The 18,579-nt window shown below is 64.3% G+C and carries 16 protein-coding genes; all 16 read right to left on the bottom strand.

The window, feature by feature from the left end:
• Window positions 1–330 carry a hydroxyisourate hydrolase gene (gene uraH, locus SPBM01_RS17275; protein WP_410483063.1) on the bottom strand — a complete coding sequence of 110 codons (330 nt, stop codon included), beginning with the start codon at window positions 328–330 and terminating at the stop codon, window positions 1–3.
• Window positions 330–1,760, bottom strand: a complete 1,431-nt coding sequence (locus SPBM01_RS17270; protein ID WP_188062773.1) for an FAD/NAD(P)-binding protein — start codon at window positions 1,758–1,760, stop codon at window positions 330–332. The genes uraH and SPBM01_RS17270 overlap by 1 nt, the downstream gene beginning before the upstream one ends.
• Complete coding sequence (uraD, locus tag SPBM01_RS17265; protein WP_188062772.1) at window positions 1,757–2,197, bottom strand: 2-oxo-4-hydroxy-4-carboxy-5-ureidoimidazoline decarboxylase; 441 nt, start codon at window positions 2,195–2,197, stop codon at window positions 1,757–1,759. Before uraD ends, SPBM01_RS17270 begins: the two co-directional genes overlap by 4 nt.
• Entirely contained in the window at window positions 2,194–2,574 is a 381-nt protein-coding gene (hpxZ, locus tag SPBM01_RS17260) for an oxalurate catabolism protein HpxZ (protein WP_188062771.1), read from the bottom strand. Before hpxZ ends, uraD begins: the two co-directional genes overlap by 4 nt.
• Window positions 2,571–3,446 carry an allantoinase PuuE gene (gene puuE / locus SPBM01_RS17255; RefSeq protein ID WP_188062770.1) on the bottom strand — a complete coding sequence of 292 codons (876 nt, stop codon included), beginning with the start codon at window positions 3,444–3,446 and terminating at the stop codon, window positions 2,571–2,573. Before puuE ends, hpxZ begins: the two co-directional genes overlap by 4 nt.
• Complete coding sequence (locus SPBM01_RS17250) at window positions 3,443–4,678, bottom strand: pyridoxal-phosphate-dependent aminotransferase family protein (protein ID WP_188062769.1); 1,236 nt, start codon at window positions 4,676–4,678, stop codon at window positions 3,443–3,445. The genes puuE and SPBM01_RS17250 overlap by 4 nt, the downstream gene beginning before the upstream one ends.
• Window positions 4,662–5,918 (bottom strand): allantoate amidohydrolase, encoded by a 1,257-nt coding sequence (locus tag SPBM01_RS17245; protein WP_188062768.1) that lies wholly within the window; start codon window positions 5,916–5,918, stop codon window positions 4,662–4,664. Before SPBM01_RS17245 ends, SPBM01_RS17250 begins: the two co-directional genes overlap by 17 nt.
• Window positions 5,912–7,495 (bottom strand): gamma-glutamyltransferase family protein, encoded by a 1,584-nt coding sequence (locus tag SPBM01_RS17240; protein WP_188065792.1) that lies wholly within the window; start codon window positions 7,493–7,495, stop codon window positions 5,912–5,914. The genes SPBM01_RS17245 and SPBM01_RS17240 overlap by 7 nt, the downstream gene beginning before the upstream one ends.
• 4 nt (window positions 7,496–7,499) lie before the next feature.
• The gene (locus tag SPBM01_RS17235; RefSeq protein ID WP_223177829.1) at window positions 7,500–8,417 is read right to left on the bottom strand and encodes a 5'-methylthioadenosine/S-adenosylhomocysteine nucleosidase; all 918 of its coding nucleotides are present in this window, start codon (window positions 8,415–8,417) and stop codon (window positions 7,500–7,502) included.
• Window positions 8,414–9,775, bottom strand: a complete 1,362-nt coding sequence (locus SPBM01_RS17230) for an NCS2 family permease (protein WP_188062766.1) — start codon at window positions 9,773–9,775, stop codon at window positions 8,414–8,416. Before SPBM01_RS17230 ends, SPBM01_RS17235 begins: the two co-directional genes overlap by 4 nt.
• Window positions 9,772–11,109, bottom strand: a complete 1,338-nt coding sequence (locus tag SPBM01_RS17225) for an AtzE family amidohydrolase (RefSeq protein WP_188062765.1) — start codon at window positions 11,107–11,109, stop codon at window positions 9,772–9,774. The genes SPBM01_RS17230 and SPBM01_RS17225 overlap by 4 nt, the downstream gene beginning before the upstream one ends.
• Window positions 11,106–12,251: a bile acid:sodium symporter family protein gene (locus SPBM01_RS17220; RefSeq protein WP_188062764.1), complete on the bottom strand. Its 1,146-nt coding sequence runs from the start codon at window positions 12,249–12,251 to the stop codon at window positions 11,106–11,108. The genes SPBM01_RS17225 and SPBM01_RS17220 overlap by 4 nt, the downstream gene beginning before the upstream one ends.
• 132 nt (window positions 12,252–12,383) lie before the next feature.
• Complete coding sequence (locus SPBM01_RS17215) at window positions 12,384–13,280, bottom strand: alpha/beta hydrolase (protein ID WP_188062763.1); 897 nt, start codon at window positions 13,278–13,280, stop codon at window positions 12,384–12,386.
• The gene (locus SPBM01_RS17210; RefSeq protein WP_188062762.1) at window positions 13,277–14,605 is read right to left on the bottom strand and encodes an alpha/beta hydrolase family protein; all 1,329 of its coding nucleotides are present in this window, start codon (window positions 14,603–14,605) and stop codon (window positions 13,277–13,279) included. Before SPBM01_RS17210 ends, SPBM01_RS17215 begins: the two co-directional genes overlap by 4 nt.
• Entirely contained in the window at window positions 14,602–17,295 is a 2,694-nt protein-coding gene (locus tag SPBM01_RS17205; RefSeq protein WP_188062761.1) for a TonB-dependent receptor domain-containing protein, read from the bottom strand. The genes SPBM01_RS17210 and SPBM01_RS17205 overlap by 4 nt, the downstream gene beginning before the upstream one ends.
• Before the next feature lie 42 nt (window positions 17,296–17,337).
• Window positions 17,338–18,528, bottom strand: coding sequence for a cytochrome P450 (locus tag SPBM01_RS17200; protein WP_188062760.1), 1,191 nt, complete (start codon window positions 18,526–18,528; stop codon window positions 17,338–17,340).
• Window positions 18,529–18,579: the final 51 nt, after the last annotated feature.

The following is an 18,579-nucleotide window of genomic DNA, read 5'->3' as shown; positions in this document are numbered from 1 at the left end:
TCAACTGCCCCGATAGGTCGAATAGCCATAGGGCGAGACGAGCAGGGGGACGTGATAATGACCCGCATCGGCGATGCCGAAGTCGAGCAGGACGGTGTCGAGAAATGGCGGATCCGGTAAATCGACGCCGCGCCCGGCAAAATAGGCAGCGACCGCAAATTCCAGCCGGTAGCGGCCCGGCGTCACGGCGGGCAGGCCGGGGCAGCGGCCATCTGAATCGGTGATAGCGGCGAACAGGATGGTTCCGTTGCCATCGAGCAGGCGCAGTGTGACTCCGGCGGCGGGGCAGCCATGGCTGGTATCGAGGACATGAGTAGACAGGCTGGCCATCATGCGGCTTCCTCTGAGGGTTTTGGCCATTGCCCGATAAATTCCACGTCATCATAGGCCAGAAGGTCGGCGATCAGGGCGTTGCGATCGTCCAGAAAAAGCTGGTCGGTCACGCCTTTCACCAGTCGCGGCAGCGCGGTTCGTAGCCCCGACAAAGCGGAGGCGGAGAGGCCCAGGCTGATGAGCGCGGAATAGTTGAACGCGAACAGGCCATGCAACGCCGCCACGCCATCGTCGGTCCGGGGCAGCAGTTCGAAGCCGTCGCCCAGATAAGGATGCGCGTCGATCAGCGCATTGGCGCTGCCGGACGGCGGCGTGAAGCGATCGGCCCAGCGCGCGATGCTGCCTGCGACAAGGAGCAGTTCCGGGCGGAGGCCGGGGTCGCTGACAAGGCCGGTGGACAGGACCAGAAAATCGAAATCATGGCATCCCTGCGGCGTCGTGACGCGCACCGCGCCGTCCGTTTGTTCGACCGCCAGCCATGGCGCGCCCAGATGCAACAAGAATCCCGGCCAGGCCGCCGCCCGATCGAACGTGTCATTGGTCGGCGGCTGGTTATGGCCCAGAAAAGACGCCATCACCGCATATTTTTCCGCATCGTCCAGCGCGGGATAGCGGCCGGTAAAGCCGACCTGTTCCATGAAGCGGATCGGGTTGATGCGGGGCAGGACGGGGCGGCGAATGAAGACGTGGGCGGCCGCGACCCCGATGGTCAGCGCTGCATTGGCATTGTCGAACGCCGATGCGCCGCCGCCCAATATGCCGATCCGCTTGCCCTTGAGCGCCGCATAGTCGATCGGCTCGCTGGTGTGGGCATACAGGCTGCGCGGCAACGCATCGCGGATCATCGCGGGCGTGTGCCATTCGCCGCCACCCTGTATGCCGGTCGCCAGCACGACCTTGCGCGCCAGCAAGGACGGCTGGCCGTCGAGATGCAGGCGGTGAAGGCCGTCCCCCAACGGCTCGATGAGGGTAAGGCTGGTGTCGTTGCGCACTGGTAGCGCCAATACGCGCCGATACCAGCGCAAATAGGCCATCCAGTCGCCGCGCGCGATTTTGCCGACCGCCTCCCAACCTGCCGCGCCATGCTGTGCTTCCCACCAGGCGCGGTAGGTGAGGGCAGGGATGCCGAAGTCGATGGGATTGAGTTCCTTGGGCGTGCGCAGGGTTATCATCCGCGCATAGGTGTCCCATGGTCCCTCTTGTCCAGCGGGATTTTCGTCGATGACCAGGATGTTGGACACCCGTTCGCGCAGCAGGCCGAACGCTGCGGCAAGGCCGCTCTGCCCGCCGCCGACGATCACGACGTCATGGACATGGCCCTGATCGTGGGCGCGGGGTCGCGTCCAGTCTGTGCCGCCATGACCGATCAGGACGAGTTGCCGCGCAAGTTCCGCCTCCAGCGCGGGCAGGCCGATGGGCGCGCTCATGCGGCATCCTTCAGACGCAGCCGGACGATCTCGCCGATCTGGGCGATTGCGGTTGCGACCTCTTCGTCCCGATCATGGTCCAGACGCTGTTCCATGGCCGCCAATATACCCGCCTTGTCGGTCAGCCGCACGCAGATGATGAAGGGGAAGTCGAACCGTGCCCGATAGGTGGCGTTGAGTGCATGGAAGCGTTCATACTCCTGCGGCGTCAGACGATCGAGGCCCGCTGACGCCTGTTCGGCGGCGGATGCGTCGGTCAGGGTCCGGTCGATCGCGGCCTTGCCCGCCAGTTCGGGATGGGCGCGGATAAGCGCCAATTGCTCGTCCGGCGTCGCGTCATGGACGACCGCCATCAGGTCCACATGACGATCGCCCGACGAAGGTCGTGCATCGGCGCGCGCCTCCACCCAGGGGCTATGTTCGAACAGCGCACTCAATGCGTGTTCCCCTCCAGGCTGACATGGGCGGACACGACCTTCCAGCCATCGGCAAACTTGACCCAGCTTTGCGTCTGGCGACCGCGCCGGTCGCTGTTTTCGCGGAAAAATTCTGCGTCGGCGGTGGCGAAGCTGTCGCCATAGACGGTGATCGCAACCTTACCCAGCTTGCGCTGGGGCGATCCGCCACGGCCTTTGCGGAAATCCCGGATCTCCTCGATGCCGTACAATACTTCGCCCACACCGTATCGGTTGGTGGTCGGCGCATCGTGGAACAGCATATCCATTGCCGGCACATCGTCCGTCATCAGTGCGCGCTCATATTCGGCAAAGGCGGCGGTGATTTCGGCGAGCAGGATCGGATCGTCGATTGTCATGCGGGGTGAACCTCCATCCAGTGGTGGGCAATGTCGATGCGGCGTGCGACCCAGGCGTCTCGACAAGCGATGACATGGTCGAGGAAACGGGCGAGCGCGGCGGCGCGTGCGGGTCGCCCGGCGATGCGGCCATGCAGGCCGACCGACATCATGCGGCCGCCCTCGCTGCGCAACTGATCGAACGTATCGCGCAGATAGCGGAAGAACTGATCGCCTTCGGTAAAGCCGTTGAGCGCGACGAACTTCATGTCGTTGGCGTCGAGCGTGTAGGGGACGATCAACTGTCCTTCTGCATAATAGGGCAGGTCGTCGGCATAGCTGTCGGCATCATAAACAAAGCCCCCTTCTTCGCGCACCAGCCGCGCCGTGTTGGGCGAGGTGCGGCCCTGATACCAGCCCAGCGGCCGGGTGCCGGTCAGTCGGGTGTGGAGGGCAATCGCCTCCAATATGTGCGCGCGCTCGAGATATTCGGACACATGTTGATAGTCGATCCATTTCAGGCCGTGGCTGGCGATTTCCCAGTCCGACGCCAGCATCGCTCCCACCGCCGCCGGGTTCATCGCCATCGCATTGGCGACGCCAAATACCGTCACGGGCAGGTTGCGTTCGGTGAAAATGCGGTGCAGCCGCCAGAAGCCTGCGCGGCTGCCATATTCATAGAGGCTTTCCATTGCCATGGCGCGCGCCGGGTGGCTGGCAGCACCGACCATTTCCGACAGAAAGGCCTCGGACCCCTTGTCGCCGTTGAGGAGGTTGTTTTCCGCGCCTTCCTCATAATTGACGACGAACTGGACGGCTATGCGCGCGCCGCCGGGCCAGCGCGGGTCGGGCGGGGTAGAGCCGTAGCCGATGAGGTCGCGGGGCAGCGTCATGCGTCCCATGCTTCCAGCGCCGCGCCGACTGCCGCGCCCGGCGGTAGGGAAAACCCCTCACGCATCAGGCAGGCTTCCAACGCGCCCAACGTGATCAGCACCTTATGCTTCATTGCATTATAGCCCATTGCGCCGATGCGCCAGATACGCCCCTGCAAAGGCCCAAAGGCAGTGCCGATCTCAATCTCGAAATGGTCGCGCATGGCGGCGCGGACCCGGTCATTGTCTACTCCCTGGGGGATGAAAACGCCGGTCACATTGGTCATGCGATGCGCGTCGTCGCCAAAGAGCGTGAGGCCCATGGCGCGCAGGCCCGCACTCATCGCCCGACCCGCTGCGGCGTGCCGGGCATAGCGCGCCGCCAGGCCTTCCCCCAGCATCACGCGCGCACATTCCCGCGCGGCATAAAGCATCGACGTGGCTTCGGTATGGTGGTTCAAGCGCTTGTCCGACCAGTAATCCATGATCATGGCGAGGTCGAAATAGTTGGAACCGATCCGTGGCCCCGCGCCGTCGATGCTTTCGGCGCTGCGGATGCCTGCTTCGGTATGGCGGCGGACGAAGATGGCTTCGGCTGCGCAGTCGGAGATGGTGATCGGCGCGGAGCCGGAGGGACCGCCCAGACATTTCTGCAAGCCGCCGGTGACGACATCTATGCCCCAACGATCGGCGGCGATTTCCATGCCGCCAATGGTTGCGGTCGCATCCACATAGCATAGCGCGCCGGCTGCATGGCACAGGTCGCCCAGGCCATCGAGCGGCTGGGCCATGGTAGTGGACGTGTCGCCATGAACGCAGGCGACGACTTTGGGAGCGGTGCGTTCGATGGCAGCGGCGATGGCGTCCATCGGCACGATTTCGCCCCATGGCGCATCCACCGTTGCGATCACCGCGCCGATACGGGTCAGGATTTCGCCCAGCAACAGGCCGAAGCGGCCGAAATTGATGACCAGCACAGTGTCGCCCGGTGCCACCAGCGATACCAAAGCGGCTTCTATTCCCGCCCGCGCCGTACCATCGACCAGCATCGTCTGCTGGTTCTGCGTCCCGAAGATCGGGCGGTAGAGGGCCATGACCTGATTCATATAGGTGGTCATTTCGGGATCGAACTGGCCCAGCAGATCGGCCGACATGGCGCGCAGCACGCGGGGATGGGCGTTGACTGGCCCCGGACCCATCAGCAGCCGTTGCGGCGGGTCGATCTCGCCGAACAGATCAGGGGACAAGGTCATTGGCCAGCATCCTTACAAATTGCACCATCACCCGCAGCGCGGCGTCGGCATCGTCCGGCTCCACATGCTCGGCCGGATTATGGCTTATCCCACCGCGGCAGCGGATGAACAACATGGCCGTCGGGCATAAAGCGGCCATCACCATGGCATCATGACCCGCGCCCGATACGAGCCGACGGGGGGGCAGCCCTTCCGCCGCGATCGCCGCATCCATCAGTTTCATGAGGCGCGGATCGCACGGGCTGGCGGGCAAGTCGTGGATGCGCTCTATGCTGAAATCGAGCGCGCGCGCATCGGCAATGTCCGCAATCCGGTCGATAATGATTTCCGCTGCCCGGTCGCGCCGCCCGCCATCGCTGGACCGTATATCAATGGTGAAAGTCACATGGCCCGGTATGACATTGGCGGCACCGGGCGCTGCCATGATCTTGCCAACGGTCGCCACAAGGTCGGACGCATCGTCGCGTGCGATCGTCTCGATCGCCAGCATCATTTCCGCCGCGCCTGCCAGAGCGTCGCGCCGCAAGGGCATTGACGTCGTTCCGGCATGACCCGCCATGCCGATGACGGTCACGGACAGGCGCAGTTGCGCGGCGATGCCCGTCACGGTGGCCAGCGCCAGTCCGTCCGCTTCCAGCGCCGGGCCTTGTTCGATATGCGCTTCGAGATAGGCCAGCACCGAACCACGCGGCCGTGCCGCCTCGCCATAGCGGGCGATGTCACCATGGCGTGGGCTGTAGGCGTGTGCCAGCGTCACGCCCTGCGCATCCGCTACGTCGAGCATGGCAGGATTAAGCGTTCCGGCCACGGCGCGGCTGGTGAACATGGCGGCGGGGAAGCGCGATCCTTCCTCGTCGCCAAAGGCAATCACCTCGATCGGGAAAGGCAGGCGTTCCCCCGCGCGGTGGAACGCATCGACCAGTTCGACTCCCAGCATGATCCCCAACGGACCGTCATAGCGGCCACCATCGCGCACGCTGTCGAGGTGACTGCCGATCATCAGCACGGGCGCGCCGGAGACGGTGCCGTCGTAGCGCCCGACCAGATTGGCGGCGGCATCCTGCTTTACCGTCATGCCCGCGTCCGCCATCCAAGTGGCCAGCGCGTCCTGCGCGGCATCATAGGCCGGTGTCAGATAGCCGCGATACAGCCCGCCTTCCATGTCGCTATAGGGCGCGACGCCCAGCGCGTCGCAGCGCGCGACCGCTCTTGCGCCACCGGGTGGGAGCGCGCTCACCATGTCGCCACCTGCCCGTCGCTGCGCGAGTCGGTCGCGCCGTCCAGACGGCCATCGGCGTGGCGGACGATGGCACCGGCATGGCCCATCGTTGCGGTCAGCGGCCCGACACGCTCGACATCATGCCCCGCCGCTGCAAGTTCGCCATAGAGCGCTTCGTCGAAACCGTCCTCCAGCTTGAGCGTCGTGCTATCTTCGCCCCAGGTTCGCCCCAGCAGCCATCGGGGCGCGCTGATCGCCTGCTGGAGGTCGACGCCGAAGCGCGCGTAACGGCTGAACAGAGCGGCTTGGGTCTGCGGCTGGCCCTCGCCGCCCATCGTGCCATAGGCCATGATGCGCCCATCGTCGAAGCGGGCCAGCGCAGGGTTGAGCGTGTGGAAGGGCTTGCGACCGGGCTTCAGCGCGTTCCAGCCGTCCGCTGCCAGACGGAAACTGCTGCCTCTATTTTGCCAGGTGATGCCGGTCTGCGGCAGGACCAGGCCCGACCCGAATTCGAAATAGGTGGATTGGATGGCGCTGACCATGCGTCCATCCTTGTCGGCGGTTGCGAACCAGCAAGTGTCGCCCTGTGCCGAGGGGCGGGGCCAGGGCAGGGCGCGCGTGGGGTCGATTGTGGCGGCGATTGCGTCCAGCGCCGCCGGATCGTCCAGCAGCCCCTGATAATCGAAATCGTGGAAAGCCGGGTCGCCGACATGCGTATCGCGCAACAGAAACGCTTGCTTGGTCGCTTCGACCAGACCATGGACATGGTCGAAACCGTCTGCCTGCGTCGCGCGCAGCCGGTCGAACACAGCGAGGATCATGAGCGAGGCGAAGCCTTGCGTCGGTGGGGCGCTGTTGTAAAGGTCGATGCCCGCGATCCGCGTGGTCAGCGGCTGGGGCCGGGTCGCCCGATGCGCGATCAGATCGTCGCGGCCGACCGGACTGCCCAGCGCGGCAAGGTCTGCCGCCACCAGATCAGCTAGCGCGCCGCTGTAGAAATCGGCGATCCCGTCTGTTGCGATGGCCTGCAACGTGGCGGCCAGTGCAGGTTGGTGCAGCATGTCGCCTTCGCGTAGCGGGCGACCCTCCGGCTCGAAAGTGGCGGCATAGGCGCCGGGCTGGCCGCGCAATTCGCCACCCTTCGCCGCCGCAATTGCCGCGCCGCCACGAGTCACCGCCACGCCATTTTCTGCATGGTGGATCGAGTCGCGCAACAGGCGGGACAAGGGTAGCGCGCCGCCGCCGCTTTCCAGCATTGCGGCCCAGCCCGACAATGTCCCGGCCACGGTATTGGCGGCGAGCGGTCCGCGCGTCGGCACCGTGGCAAGGCCCGCATAGAGCGCAAGATCGGCCTTCGCTGCCGCGCCACCACAGCCATGCACACTGTCGATCGTCCCGTCCGGTTGCGCCACCAGCCAGAAACTGTCGCCGCCGATCCCGGTCATGTGCGGATAGACGACGGCCAGCGTGGCAGCGACGGCGACGGCGGCTTCGACCGCATTGCCGCCGTCTTTCAGCACGTCGCACCCCGCCTGCGCGGCCAGCCAATGGGGGGCGGTGACCATGCCGTTCGTGCCGCTGATGGTGGAAAGCGTCATCATCCTAATCCGGCAGCGCGGCGACGAAGGCGCGCACGACGTCGGCGCTGTTGACCGATGCCAGCGCCATGAATGTGTTCATCTGGTTCGCGCCAGCGTCACCCCCGGCCAGGTCCGACAGGCTGCGGAACACGATGACGGGCACGTTGTTGGCATAGGCCACCTGCACCACCGCCGCGCTTTCCATGTCCAGCACGCGCGCTTTCCAGGCGGTGGCCAGATAATCGCGAAATTCGGCGTTGTCGGCATAGACACCGGCGCTGACCCCCGTGCCGCCGACGACGAATTTGGGGTCATGGACCAGGCAGTTTGCGGCGGTCGCCTGTCCATCGACGCAGCGGCGCAGCTTCACGCCGACGGCGACTTTGCGGGCGAGCGCCAGCAACATGGGATCGACCGCCTGCCGGTAATGGCGGCGCGGGGCTTGCGCCGCATTGCCCAGCCGGACGCCGCGCGGGAACATCATGCCGAAATGGGGCGGCGCGTCCGCGTCCACGGGTTCGGGCACGACCCAGCCTGCCGGCGTCTGGCGCGCAAAGGACACCTCCAGATATTGCGCCCAATCCTCCGGCACGATGACATCGCCGATCGACAGCGCGGGATCGACCCCGCCAGCGATGCCGGAAAAGACGATCCGCTTCACGGTGAACCGATCCAGCACCAACTGCGTGTTCATCGCCGCGTTGACCATGCTGACGCCGCTCTGCATCAGCAGCACCGGCTTCCCCGCCATGGTGCCGGTCAGCATGGTCAGGCCGTTGACATGGTGCGTTTTGGGCCGGGCAATGGAATGGGCCAGCGCATCCCATTCGGGCGCAAAGGCGGTCATGACCACGGTGCGCGGCGTCCGGTCGAGCGGCTTGGCCTGCGCCGAAACGGGCAGCAGCAGCGCAAACAAGGCTAGGCAGAGCGCGCGCATCAGGCCGCACCCATCCAGATGAAGCGGACTACGAACATGGCGGCGAGCAGGAACAGGAACCAGTCGGCCTTGGTCGCGGTGCCGCGCAGCAATTTCAAGATGGCGTGGGCGGTAATGCCGAACGCCAGACCATTGGCGATCGAGAAGGTCAGCGGGATCATCGCCACGGTCAGGAAGGCTGGGATGGCCGAGAGCGGATCTTCCCACTCCACCTCTGTCAGGGGCAACAGCATCAGGCCGCCCACGATGATGAGTGCAGGTGCGGTCGCCGCCAGCGGGACGATCTGCGCATAGGGGGCGACGAACATGGTGATCAGGAACAGGATGCCGGTGACGACCGCCGTCAGCCCGGTGCGCCCGCCCGCCTGTACGCCCGCAGCGCTTTCGACATAGGATGTGACGGTGCTGGTGCCTGCCACCGACCCGACGACCGTAGCGGCGGCATCTGCCATCAGGATGCGGTTGAGGCCGGGGATGCGCCCCGCCTTGTCCATCAGCCCTGCGCGTTTGGTGACGGCGACCAGCGTGCCGATATTGTCGAACAGGTCGACGAACAGAAAGACGAACAGGATTTCGAGCAGGCCGAGGCCATGGCTGCCGGTGAGGCCGAACACCCCCGAAAGGTCCAGCTTGAACGCTGTCCCGGTCAAGGCGGCGAGGCTGTAGGGTTCGGGGCTGACGACCACCTGGCCGAACAGCCATCCCACCAGCGTCGTCGCGACGATGCCGATCAGCATCGCGCCGCGCACGTTCCAGACGCTCAGCACGCCGATGACCAGCAGCCCGAACAGGGCAAGCGCAGCGCCGGGTGCCTTCAAGTCGCCCAGCGCCACGAAGGTGGCAGGATTGGCGACGACGATCCCTGCATTCTTCAGGCCGATGAAGCCGATGAACAGGCCGATGCCGCCCGCCACCGCCGCGAACAAATGCATCGGGATGGCCGCCACGATCATCTGGCGCACGCCGGTCAGCGTCAGGATCAGGAAGGCGATGCCGGAAATGAAGACGCATCCCAGCGCGATCGGCCAGGGGACGCCCATTTGCTGCACGACGGTGAAGCTGAAATAGGCGTTCAGGCCCATCCCCGGTGCCAGCGCCAGCGGCGTATTGGCGACCAGCCCCATCAGTATGGAGCCAAAGGCAGCAGCGAAACAGGTCGCGGCTGCCACAGCCGCGATCGGCATCCCCGCCTGACCCAGGATCGCGGGATTGACCAGCACGATATAGGCCATGGTCAGAAAGGTCGTGAACCCCGCCAAAATCTCGGTCCGCGCCGAAGTGCCCCGTTCCGACAGGCTGAAATAGCGTTCGAGCCGCCCCGTCCCTGGCTGTATCGCCCCGTCCGTTTTCACGTCCGTCATGATGCGTCCCCCTGATATGCGCCCGTCGGCGATGTTACGCCGGTCAGCCCCTTGTCTTCCAGCATCCTGGCGAAACGGAACAATGTCGCCTCGCCCCCCGGCCTGCCTATCAGTTGCAGCCCCAGCGGCAAGCGGCCCGGACGGCGCAATGGCACGGACAAGGACGGCAGCCCGGTAAAGCTGATCGGCTGGCTGTGAATGCCCAAGTCCGCGCGGGCGGGCGAGAGCGCGCCGTCGATCAGGATGCGCGGGTCCGCTATCAGCGGCGCGACGCAGGGGGTCGCGGGCGCAAGCAGCACGTCGTGGGTTGCCATGATTTCTACGATGCGCTGCTTATACTGCGCGCGAAACGCCTGTGCCGCCTGATACAGGCTGTCGGGCAGCAGCGCACCGGCCAGCAGGCGATCGCGGGTGGCCGGGTCGAACGCCATCGCATCGCGACCAAGGGCTTCGCTATGCAGCGCGCCACCCTCCGCTGCGGTGATCAGGAAAGCGGCCGATCGCGCGCGGGCGATGTCCGGCAGGTCCAGGATGGGCGCATCAGGGACAATGGCATCCATCGCTGCGATCTGGTCGGGATCGACATTTTCACGAAAACGCCCGCCCAGCCGCGCGACGCGGATCGGATCGCCTGCCGCTGTGTCGGTCCCGCCCAGCACCTGCCAGAGGCACGCCATGTCCGCCACCGACAGGGCGAAGGGGCCGATGTCGTCGAAGCTGTGGGCAAAGGGAAAAACCCCGTCCATCGGCAGCGCGCCATGCGTGGGTTTGAGGCCGTAAATGCCGGTCAGGCTGGCGGGGACGCGGATTGATCCATTGGTGTCGGAGCCGAGCGAGAAAGGCAGCAGTCCGGCGGCGACCACTGCCGCCGATCCGCCCGATGAACCACCGGCCAGCCGTTCAAGGTCATGGGGATTGCGCGTCGTGCCGTGCCGGGCATTGATGGTGGCAAAGCCATAGGCGAACTCATCCATGTTCAGCGTCGCGACGAGGATGGCGCCAGCCGATTGCAGACGGCCGATGGCCTGCGCATCTGCTTGGGCGGGCGGCGCATCGGCATAGAGGCCCGACCCCGCCGTGGTCGGCAGGCCACCTATGTCGAACAGATCCTTGACGCCATAGGGGACGCCCGCCAACGGCCCCGGATCCTGCCCCGCAGCGATGGCGGCATCGACGGCTGCTGCCTCTGTCCGGGCGCGATCGGCCAGGATGCGGGTTATCGCGACTAGTGGCCCGCTTTCGTGAGTCAATCGGGTGAGGCAGTCCTCTACCACGGTCATGGCGCTGATCTGTCCCGACCGGACAGCGGCGGCGATGTCAACCGCCTGCCTCATGACTTGTCCGTCGCGAACAGCGTGTCGGCATGACGGTCCAGCAGGGCAAGATTGGCGACGACGCCCGCCAAACATGGGTCAGCTATGGTCAGGCCCAGCCTGTCTGCTGTGCTTTCAATTTCGGCTAGGGTGCGTGGGATGAGCGGACGTTCTGGCATTGGCGCGGTTGCGCCTTGTCGCGCAAACCGGCCCGCCAGCGCGGCGCAGAGGAACAGCTGAATCTGATGGAAGATCATGAGCGGCAGGATGATCATGCCGACCTGTGCCGCCGGGAACAGCGCGCCTGCCATCGGCACGCCCGATACCAGGCTCTTTTTGGACCCGCAGAAAAGCAGGACGATCCTATCCGCGCGGGGCAGGCCGACCAGCCGCGCAAGCCCCATATTCGCGCCCATCACGATGACCAGCATCACCAGGCTGAGCAGCAGCAGGAGCAAAAGGTCGGCAATGCCCACTTGCGACCAGATACCGCCCACCACGGCAGCGCTGAATGCGCAATAGACGACCAGCAGGATAGACCCGCGATCGACCGGCATCAGCACGCCCTTGTGGCGATCAATGAACGCGCCGATCCACGGCCGCAGCAAATGCCCCGCCACGAAGGGGACGAGCAGTTGCAGCGCGATCGCCTGAACCGACTGCCAGGAAAAGCCGCTGCTTGCGCCGTCCACCGCCATGAACAGGCCGACCAGAACCGGGGTGAGAATGATGCCGATGATGTTGGAAAGGGAAGCGCTGCACACTGCCGCTGCGACATTGCCGCCAGCCATTGCCGTAAATGCGATCGATGATTGGACCGTCGACGGCAGCAAAGTAAGATAGAGCAGGCCAGAGAGCAGCAGGCCATCCCCAAAGTCGCGCAGCAAGGCAACCAGGCCCAGGCCGATTACGGGAAAGAGAATATAGGTCGAAGCCAGAACATATAGATGCAGTCGCCAGTTGCCTGCACCCTGAAGAACCGCCGCGCGCGACAATTTCGCCCCATGCAGGAAAAAAAGCAACGCAATCGCAGTGTCCGTCGCTGCTTCAACCCAGGGAATGGCTGCGCCGCGCACGGGCACGAAAGACGCGCCCGCTACCGTGGCGATCAGGCAGAGCAGAAAGGGGTCGGGCAAGTAGGAAGGCTTTGGGACACGCACCATAGTCCCCTCTATGCCGATCTTGACCCTACCGATCCAATAGAATGACTTGCACGGATCGTTGCAAAAAAGCGGTTACCCGCCGGGACGACAGCTCTTGCGGTCAGCCTCCCCTTATTTCGATGCCGGGCTGGTTCAATAATGCGCGTCCAGATGCCATTCCGGGTCACGCCGTACCAAGCCGTCATCCAGAAATTCCGCCGCCGCCGCGCGATCTCCCTTCAATCGCCAGGCCAGCCATGCCGACGCGACCTGCCCATAGGCGCCGCCGTTGGTCCGGGCATAGGTGCCGCTATGTCCGACATTGCGATCGAGGTGGAAAACCGGAACATGGTGGATGCGGGCGACGTCGTCGGTCGCGTTGGGGAAGGCGACATCGGCTTTGCCGCCAGTGACATATAATATCGGGCCATGGACGCGCCGCAGGCCATCCTTGGTCGCGTCTATGCCTTCGGGTTTCCTGCCATCGTTCAGCGCGCCGCTGTTCATGACGATCGTTGTCGTCACACGCGGATCGGCGCTGGCGTCGAGCGCGAGCAGGCCGCCGCAGCTATGTCCCGCGACAGCGACATGGACAGTGTCGATGCGTTTTCTATATTTGCTGGTGGCGCTGCTGTTTTGTGCAATTGCCCAGTCGATCGCCTGTATCATCGCGGGCGTCGCGACTTTGGGACTCCAGACGCCATTGGCGTCGCCGGGCGCGGGATCGCTGGTGGTGCGGGACGGTTTGGGCCTGGGCAATTCGCCGATCGTGCCGGTCGCGATCACCAATATGCCGTGCGATGCGATTTCGGTCAGGAAATTGCGCGCGGAATTGCCAAGGTTGCTGCACCCGCCATTGCCCCAGACCAGAATAGGCAATTTGCCCGCCTTTTTCAGGTCGATGGGGCGATAGAGTGTGTGGGTCGGCAGCGACGGGTCGCTTTCCATCATGGCAGGGGCTTTGCCCGATCCGCTGGTCAGGGATGCCACGGCAAGTGGCGTGGGCGCAGGGGCCGCAACAGCGGCGAGCAGGGCGAGAAGGGTAGTCATCGGCAAGTCCTCATGCGAGCAGTGCAGGGGCGGGGGAAGGGGGTGGCGGCATAGGCGATGAAACGCCCGCTGCCCTGACCCGACGACATCGCGCGCATATTGAGCTTGGCGGGGTCCGCCGACCAACGTCCGGTATCGAGCCGCTGTTCGAGCGTCTGAAGCGCGGCGATATGTTCGGCAGCGGTAAAGGCGCAATGCCCGGCGGCCTTCACCCAGCCGGTGCGCAGCATCGCACTGTTGTCCGCAGCCTTTACAGCGTCGACATAGGCGTGCTGGAGACTGACCGAAGTCATGCCATCGCCGATTTCATGATAGCTCAACATTGGTATGGTGAGTTTGCCGGTCGGTACATAATTGGCGCGCATATATGATATCGCTGATGGCAAAGCGGCGATGCGCGGTGTTTTGTTGAGTGTCGTCAGGTCTTGCTTCAACTGTAGGCCAGCCGCCTTGTACAACGCCTGTACATGCTCCATCCGTCCACTTGATTTCAGGCGTGCTTCATAGTCGATGCCGATATTCCACGAAAAATTGCCGCCCGCCCGCCTTTCCTGATCGGCGCGTGGGAAAAAGACGCCGCGATTGAAGGATTTGGCCTCCTGCCGCTGCTGTTCGGCGTGATCGTCCGGGGCCGGTTGCGGCGCGGCAGGATCGCTCCAGCCCGGCAGGCCGCCAAGCGCGGCCGCCAGCGCGATCCGAGCGCGGCCTGCGGCGCTCGTCTGGGCCTTGTCCACCACAGCCTGCACCAGCGCACCATTGGCCCGGTCGTCATCGATGTTGACCAGCTTGATCGCACTGTCCGGCGCGATCAGCGTCTTGAAGGCAAAGGCACCATCCAGCGCCATGTTCATCATGCCGACCGACCCGCCGATGGACCCGCAGGATGGCATGGCGGCGCTCAGCCGTTCCGGGTAGCGTTCGGCCAGCGCCATGGTGATCAGCCCGCCCATGGAATTGCCCCAGGCGATGGTGCGCTTTGGCTGGCCGAACCGCTTTACGAACGCATCGATCGTGGCGATCTGGTCTGGCACGCCCTCCTCTATCGCCCAGCCGGGCCGGGAATAGTCCGCCGCTGCCAGCGCATAGCCATGCGCCAGCAACCAGTCGCGGGTGCCATTCGCCGCGATCTGGATCTCCTGCCTGCCGCCGCCATAGCCCCGGCTCCAGACCAGCAGCGTGCCGTTCCAGTCGGCGGGTTTTTCCACCACCCATCGTCCGCCCGCCGGCAACGTGCCGTCCACATGGCTGATCGTCTGCGCCACCGCAGCGACGCTACCGTTGCCGGCCGCGAGCAGGGCCAGCATGGTCGCAAGGGCGCGGATCACCAGCTGGCCCGCACGCCGACGGTGAAATAGCGGCCCAATATGCTCGCCACCTGCGGATCGAAGGCCAGCGTGCCGTTCAACACGGGCGGCGGCGCGCGATTGAACAGATTTTGCACATCGGCCGAGAAGGTCACATTCTTCAACCCGAACCCGACATTATCGGCGATCTTCTGCCGGAGCGAGAGATCGACGGTGGTGTAGGATTTGACATGCTGCACCGGGGTGACGGAATTGTTGAGATAGCCCGCCGAATAGTTGACGAAGACATTGCCGTCAAACCCGCCGCTGTTCAGGCCGACATTGCCACGGGCGCGAAATTCCAGCGGATTGTTGATGGTGTCCAGCACGTCGATCGGCGCGACATTGGGGATGGTGCTGCGTTTGAAATTGAGGTTGTAGGTGCCACTGACGCCCGCGCTGACCTGACCGAAGCTGACGTCGCCGACATAGGTGAAGGATCCTTCCACACCCTGCGTCTTGAGGCGCCCGATATTGACTTTCCGCCCGTCCACAAATGCCAGAATATTGGCGGGGTCTTCCTTCACCCCGGTATAGAGCGGATTGTTGAGGAAGGATTGGACCAGCGCCGCCGAAGGATTGCGCGTGACCAGCGATCCCAACTGCGCCTGAATGGCAGGGGTCAGCGCCAGCGTGTTGTTACCGGGCGTTTCGATCCGGTTGCGATAATCGACGTTGAAATAGGTGACCGACAGGTTGAGGCCGCTGGCGAAGCCAGGCTGATAATCGAAACCCAGCGACCAGATGGTCGCCTTTTCCGGGCCAAGCGTGTCGGAACCGCCGCGCACCCACAATGTGCGGGTAACGCCGGACGCGGAGGCGGGGTCGGTAAAGTCCTGAAGGCTGATTGTCAGCGTTTTGGGGTCGATGTCCGACAAGGTCGGCGCACGGAAGGATTTGCCGAAGGTGCCACGGAAACTGAGGCCGTCGAACGGCTTGTAGCGGACGGCGAATTTGGGATTGGTCGTGCCGCCAAAGTCGCTGTAATCATCATGCCGCAACGCAGCCGACAGCGACAGTTCCTCCATGCCCGCCATTGCATTGTCGCGGCCCACGACCGGCACGAACAGTTCGGCATAGCCTGATTTCACGGTCCGCGACGTGCGCGATGGCGTGTAGACGACGATGCTGTTGTCGGCACCTGCGGTGGTGTTGCGGAAATAGGATCGCAGGCTGTGATCCTGATATTCCGCGCCCAGTGCCAGCTTGACCGCGCCGCCGGGCAGGGTGAACAGGTCGCCGTCCAGCGTCGCGCCGAAATCCTTGAGCGTGTAGACGGCCCCGATCGCTGAATAGGCGCGGATCTTGGCCAGTGTCGCGGGATTGGTGAAGCTGCCGTCGCCAAAGGGATTGAACGCTGTCAACGGATTGGTGTCGCGCAGCGCGGCGGTCAACTGCGCGCTATTGATGTCCTGAAGCGCGCGTTCTTCGGAATTGCGGCCGTAGCTGCCATAGCCTGAAAGTTTCCAGTTATTGGCGATGTCCAGATCGAAACCGGCCGAACCCTGCCAGCTGGTCTGGTACGCATTGGTATCGCGCACGCCATAATCGTCGATGAAGCTGTAATTGACCGTCACGCTGGCGGCGGCGGGATTGGTCGGATGCACGAAGAAAGGGTTGGCGCGCGGCACCGTCAGGTTGGCGGAAGACGCACCGACGATCCGGTCCAGCACGCGATGGGCGTAAAATCCCTGACCCCAGATTTTCAGGTTCGACGTCAATTCCTGCTCGATCATGCCGATGACGGAATCGCGCTTCTGACCGGGGATGGCGTCCACCCCTTCATAGGCGCTCTGGCGGTTGGCGGGAGTCGCACGGATCTGGGCAGCGGTCAGGCCGACGCCATTCTGGCCCGACGGGATGCCATAGCGGGTCGCCCCCACCAATATGTTGCCGGGGTTGGAATTGAAGGAGCGCTGATCGGTGCCGCCATAGGGACGCAGGTCGTCGGTGTAGAGCGAACGGGCCGAGGCGGCGAGCGGCGTTCGCTCGCTATGTTCATAGGCGATCATGATGCTGCCGCTATCCCACCGGTGTCCGGCAATGCCCCCGACCTGATAGCTGTGGACGTCGCCGTTGAAACCCTGCCTGGCGGAAATTTCCACGCCATTGAAATTCTTGCGCAGCAGGATGTTGACCACCCCGCCTACCGCGTCGGATCCATAGATGGCCGAACCGCCGTCGGCCATCACTTCCATCTTGCCGATGGCAAAGGTGGGGATGATCGACGGATCGAAAAACTGTCCCTGCGTGCCGGCGGGCGGGACGCGGTGGCCATTGACCAGCGTCAGCGTCGCTTCGGTGCCCAGCCCGCGCAGGTTGATGCCGTTGCCGCCGGTGATGTTGGCGTTGCTGTTGTTGGCCGCGCCGAAATATTGGTCGCTTGCGCCCAGATTGGCGATGGAGGGGACGTTGCGCAATAATTCGGTGGTGGTCGACCCTGGCTGCAACTGGATGGATTCCTGGTCCAGGCTGGTCACCGGCGCACCGACCGGCGCGACGCCGCGAATGCTGGTGCCGGTCACGACGATGTCGGCCACGTCATTTTGCGGCGCTGGAGCCGCTTCAGCCTGATCGGCAATATGGGCATGGGCGGGCGCGACCATCCCGCACATGGCGATGCCGGCCAGCAGCGTGAAGCGATAGGCCTGACGGGGGTGAATGGAATGCATGATCTTCCTCTCCTGAAGAGTATTTTAGCTGTTTTTTTTAAGTTATGCGGGGAACAGGGCGACGGGGACGGCCATCGCCCCGATCTCTGGAAAACGAGTCTGTTTGGGTTTGCCAGCGAGCGTGAAACGGCTGGTCCTGACCAGCATTTCCTCCAGCGCGACACGCATCTGGAGCCGCGCGAGATGCGCGCCTGGGCAATGGTGGGCGCCGCGTCCGAAAGCGATATGATCGCCGATATTGGGACGGTCGGCGTCGAACTGATCGGGGTTTGCAAATATCGATGGATCGCGATTGGCTGCCGCATAGACCAGCGCGATCGGCTCGTCCTTGGCTATCGACTGCCCGCCAATCTCGACATCGCGATTGGCCGTCCGGGCAAAGCCGCGATAGGGCGTATAGAGCCGCAGAAACTCCTCGACCGCTGCGGGGATGCGCGACAGGTCGGCGCGTAAAGCCGATTGCAGCGTCTGATCGCGGGCCAGATGGACCATGATGCTGCCAAACAGCACGGTCGGCGCGATAATGCCCACGACCAGCACCTGCCGGATGGTGCCGACGATCATTTCTTCGGGCAATGGCTGGCCATCCACGCGCGCGGCCAGCAGGGCGCTGGTCGCATCGTCCAGCGGGTCCATCGGCTGCGCCTTGCGCTTTGCGACCAGATCGCGCGCCATCTGGTATAGGGCCAGGCTGCTTTCCTTGACGACATCGTCCTGATTGGCCTGCACCGCCAGATTATAGACGCGCCCGGTTTCGGCGAGCGTCAGCACTTCGGCAGGGGGCAGGTTCATCCATTCGGCAAAGACGAGGATGGGCAGGCGGCTGGAAAAATCGCTACAGATTTCACTGGCGCCAGCGTCGACCAGCGGTGCGATCAACGCGGCGCAATGGCGGCGGACGACCGGCTCCAGTTTCGATACGCGCTTTTCCGACAGGAGCGGGTTGAGCGCGCGGCGATAGGGCGTGTGGTTGGGCGGGTCGAGGTGGAGCGGGGGGCGGCGGCCGGTGAAGGCGACCTTGGGAATCACATTCTGGACCGACGTTATATAGGTGTCATGCTGCGCCGCGACGGTCGCGACATCTTCATACCGGGTCAAGGCCCAGAAGCCGCCCCAGCCATCCGACCATGCGACCGGGCATTGTGCCTGAAGATCGGCATAGAGCGCATAGGGGCTGTCGAAGCTTTCCGGTGCCAGCGGATCGAATTGTGAATGTCGCGGGCAACCCGACATGCCTTCCCCCCTTATGCCATCTGTTGTGGGGATGCTGATAAAGGCGTTCGG

Origin of the sequence: Sphingobium sp. KCTC 72723, assembly GCF_014280435.1 — a bacterium.
Lineage (GTDB): Bacteria > Pseudomonadota > Alphaproteobacteria > Sphingomonadales > Sphingomonadaceae > Sphingobium.
The sequence above is the reverse complement of the archived record's forward strand: the minus strand, read 5'-3'. Positions and strand labels throughout refer to the sequence as shown.

Coding starts and splice junctions, on each gene's coding strand:
- uraH (WP_410483063.1), bottom strand. CDS start 330: ATGGCCAGCCTGTCTACTCATGTCCTCGATACCAGCCATGGCTGCCCC.
- SPBM01_RS17270 (WP_188062773.1), bottom strand. CDS start 1,760: ATGAGCGCGCCCATCGGCCTGCCCGCGCTGGAGGCGGAACTTGCGCGG.
- hpxZ (WP_188062771.1), bottom strand. CDS start 2,574: ATGACAATCGACGATCCGATCCTGCTCGCCGAAATCACCGCCGCCTTT.
- puuE (WP_188062770.1), bottom strand. CDS start 3,446: ATGACGCTGCCCCGCGACCTCATCGGCTACGGCTCTACCCCGCCCGAC.
- SPBM01_RS17250 (WP_188062769.1), bottom strand. CDS start 4,678: ATGACCTTGTCCCCTGATCTGTTCGGCGAGATCGACCCGCCGCAACGG.
- SPBM01_RS17245 (WP_188062768.1), bottom strand. CDS start 5,918: ATGGTGAGCGCGCTCCCACCCGGTGGCGCAAGAGCGGTCGCGCGCTGC.
- SPBM01_RS17240 (WP_188065792.1), bottom strand. CDS start 7,495: ATGACGCTTTCCACCATCAGCGGCACGAACGGCATGGTCACCGCCCCC.
- SPBM01_RS17230 (WP_188062766.1), bottom strand. CDS start 9,775: ATGACGGACGTGAAAACGGACGGGGCGATACAGCCAGGGACGGGGCGG.
- SPBM01_RS17225 (WP_188062765.1), bottom strand. CDS start 11,109: ATGAGGCAGGCGGTTGACATCGCCGCCGCTGTCCGGTCGGGACAGATC.
- SPBM01_RS17220 (WP_188062764.1), bottom strand. CDS start 12,251: ATGGTGCGTGTCCCAAAGCCTTCCTACTTGCCCGACCCCTTTCTGCTC.
- SPBM01_RS17215 (WP_188062763.1), bottom strand. CDS start 13,280: ATGACTACCCTTCTCGCCCTGCTCGCCGCTGTTGCGGCCCCTGCGCCC.
- SPBM01_RS17205 (WP_188062761.1), bottom strand. CDS start 17,295: ATGCATTCCATTCACCCCCGTCAGGCCTATCGCTTCACGCTGCTGGCC.
- SPBM01_RS17200 (WP_188062760.1), bottom strand. CDS start 18,528: ATGTCGGGTTGCCCGCGACATTCACAATTCGATCCGCTGGCACCGGAA.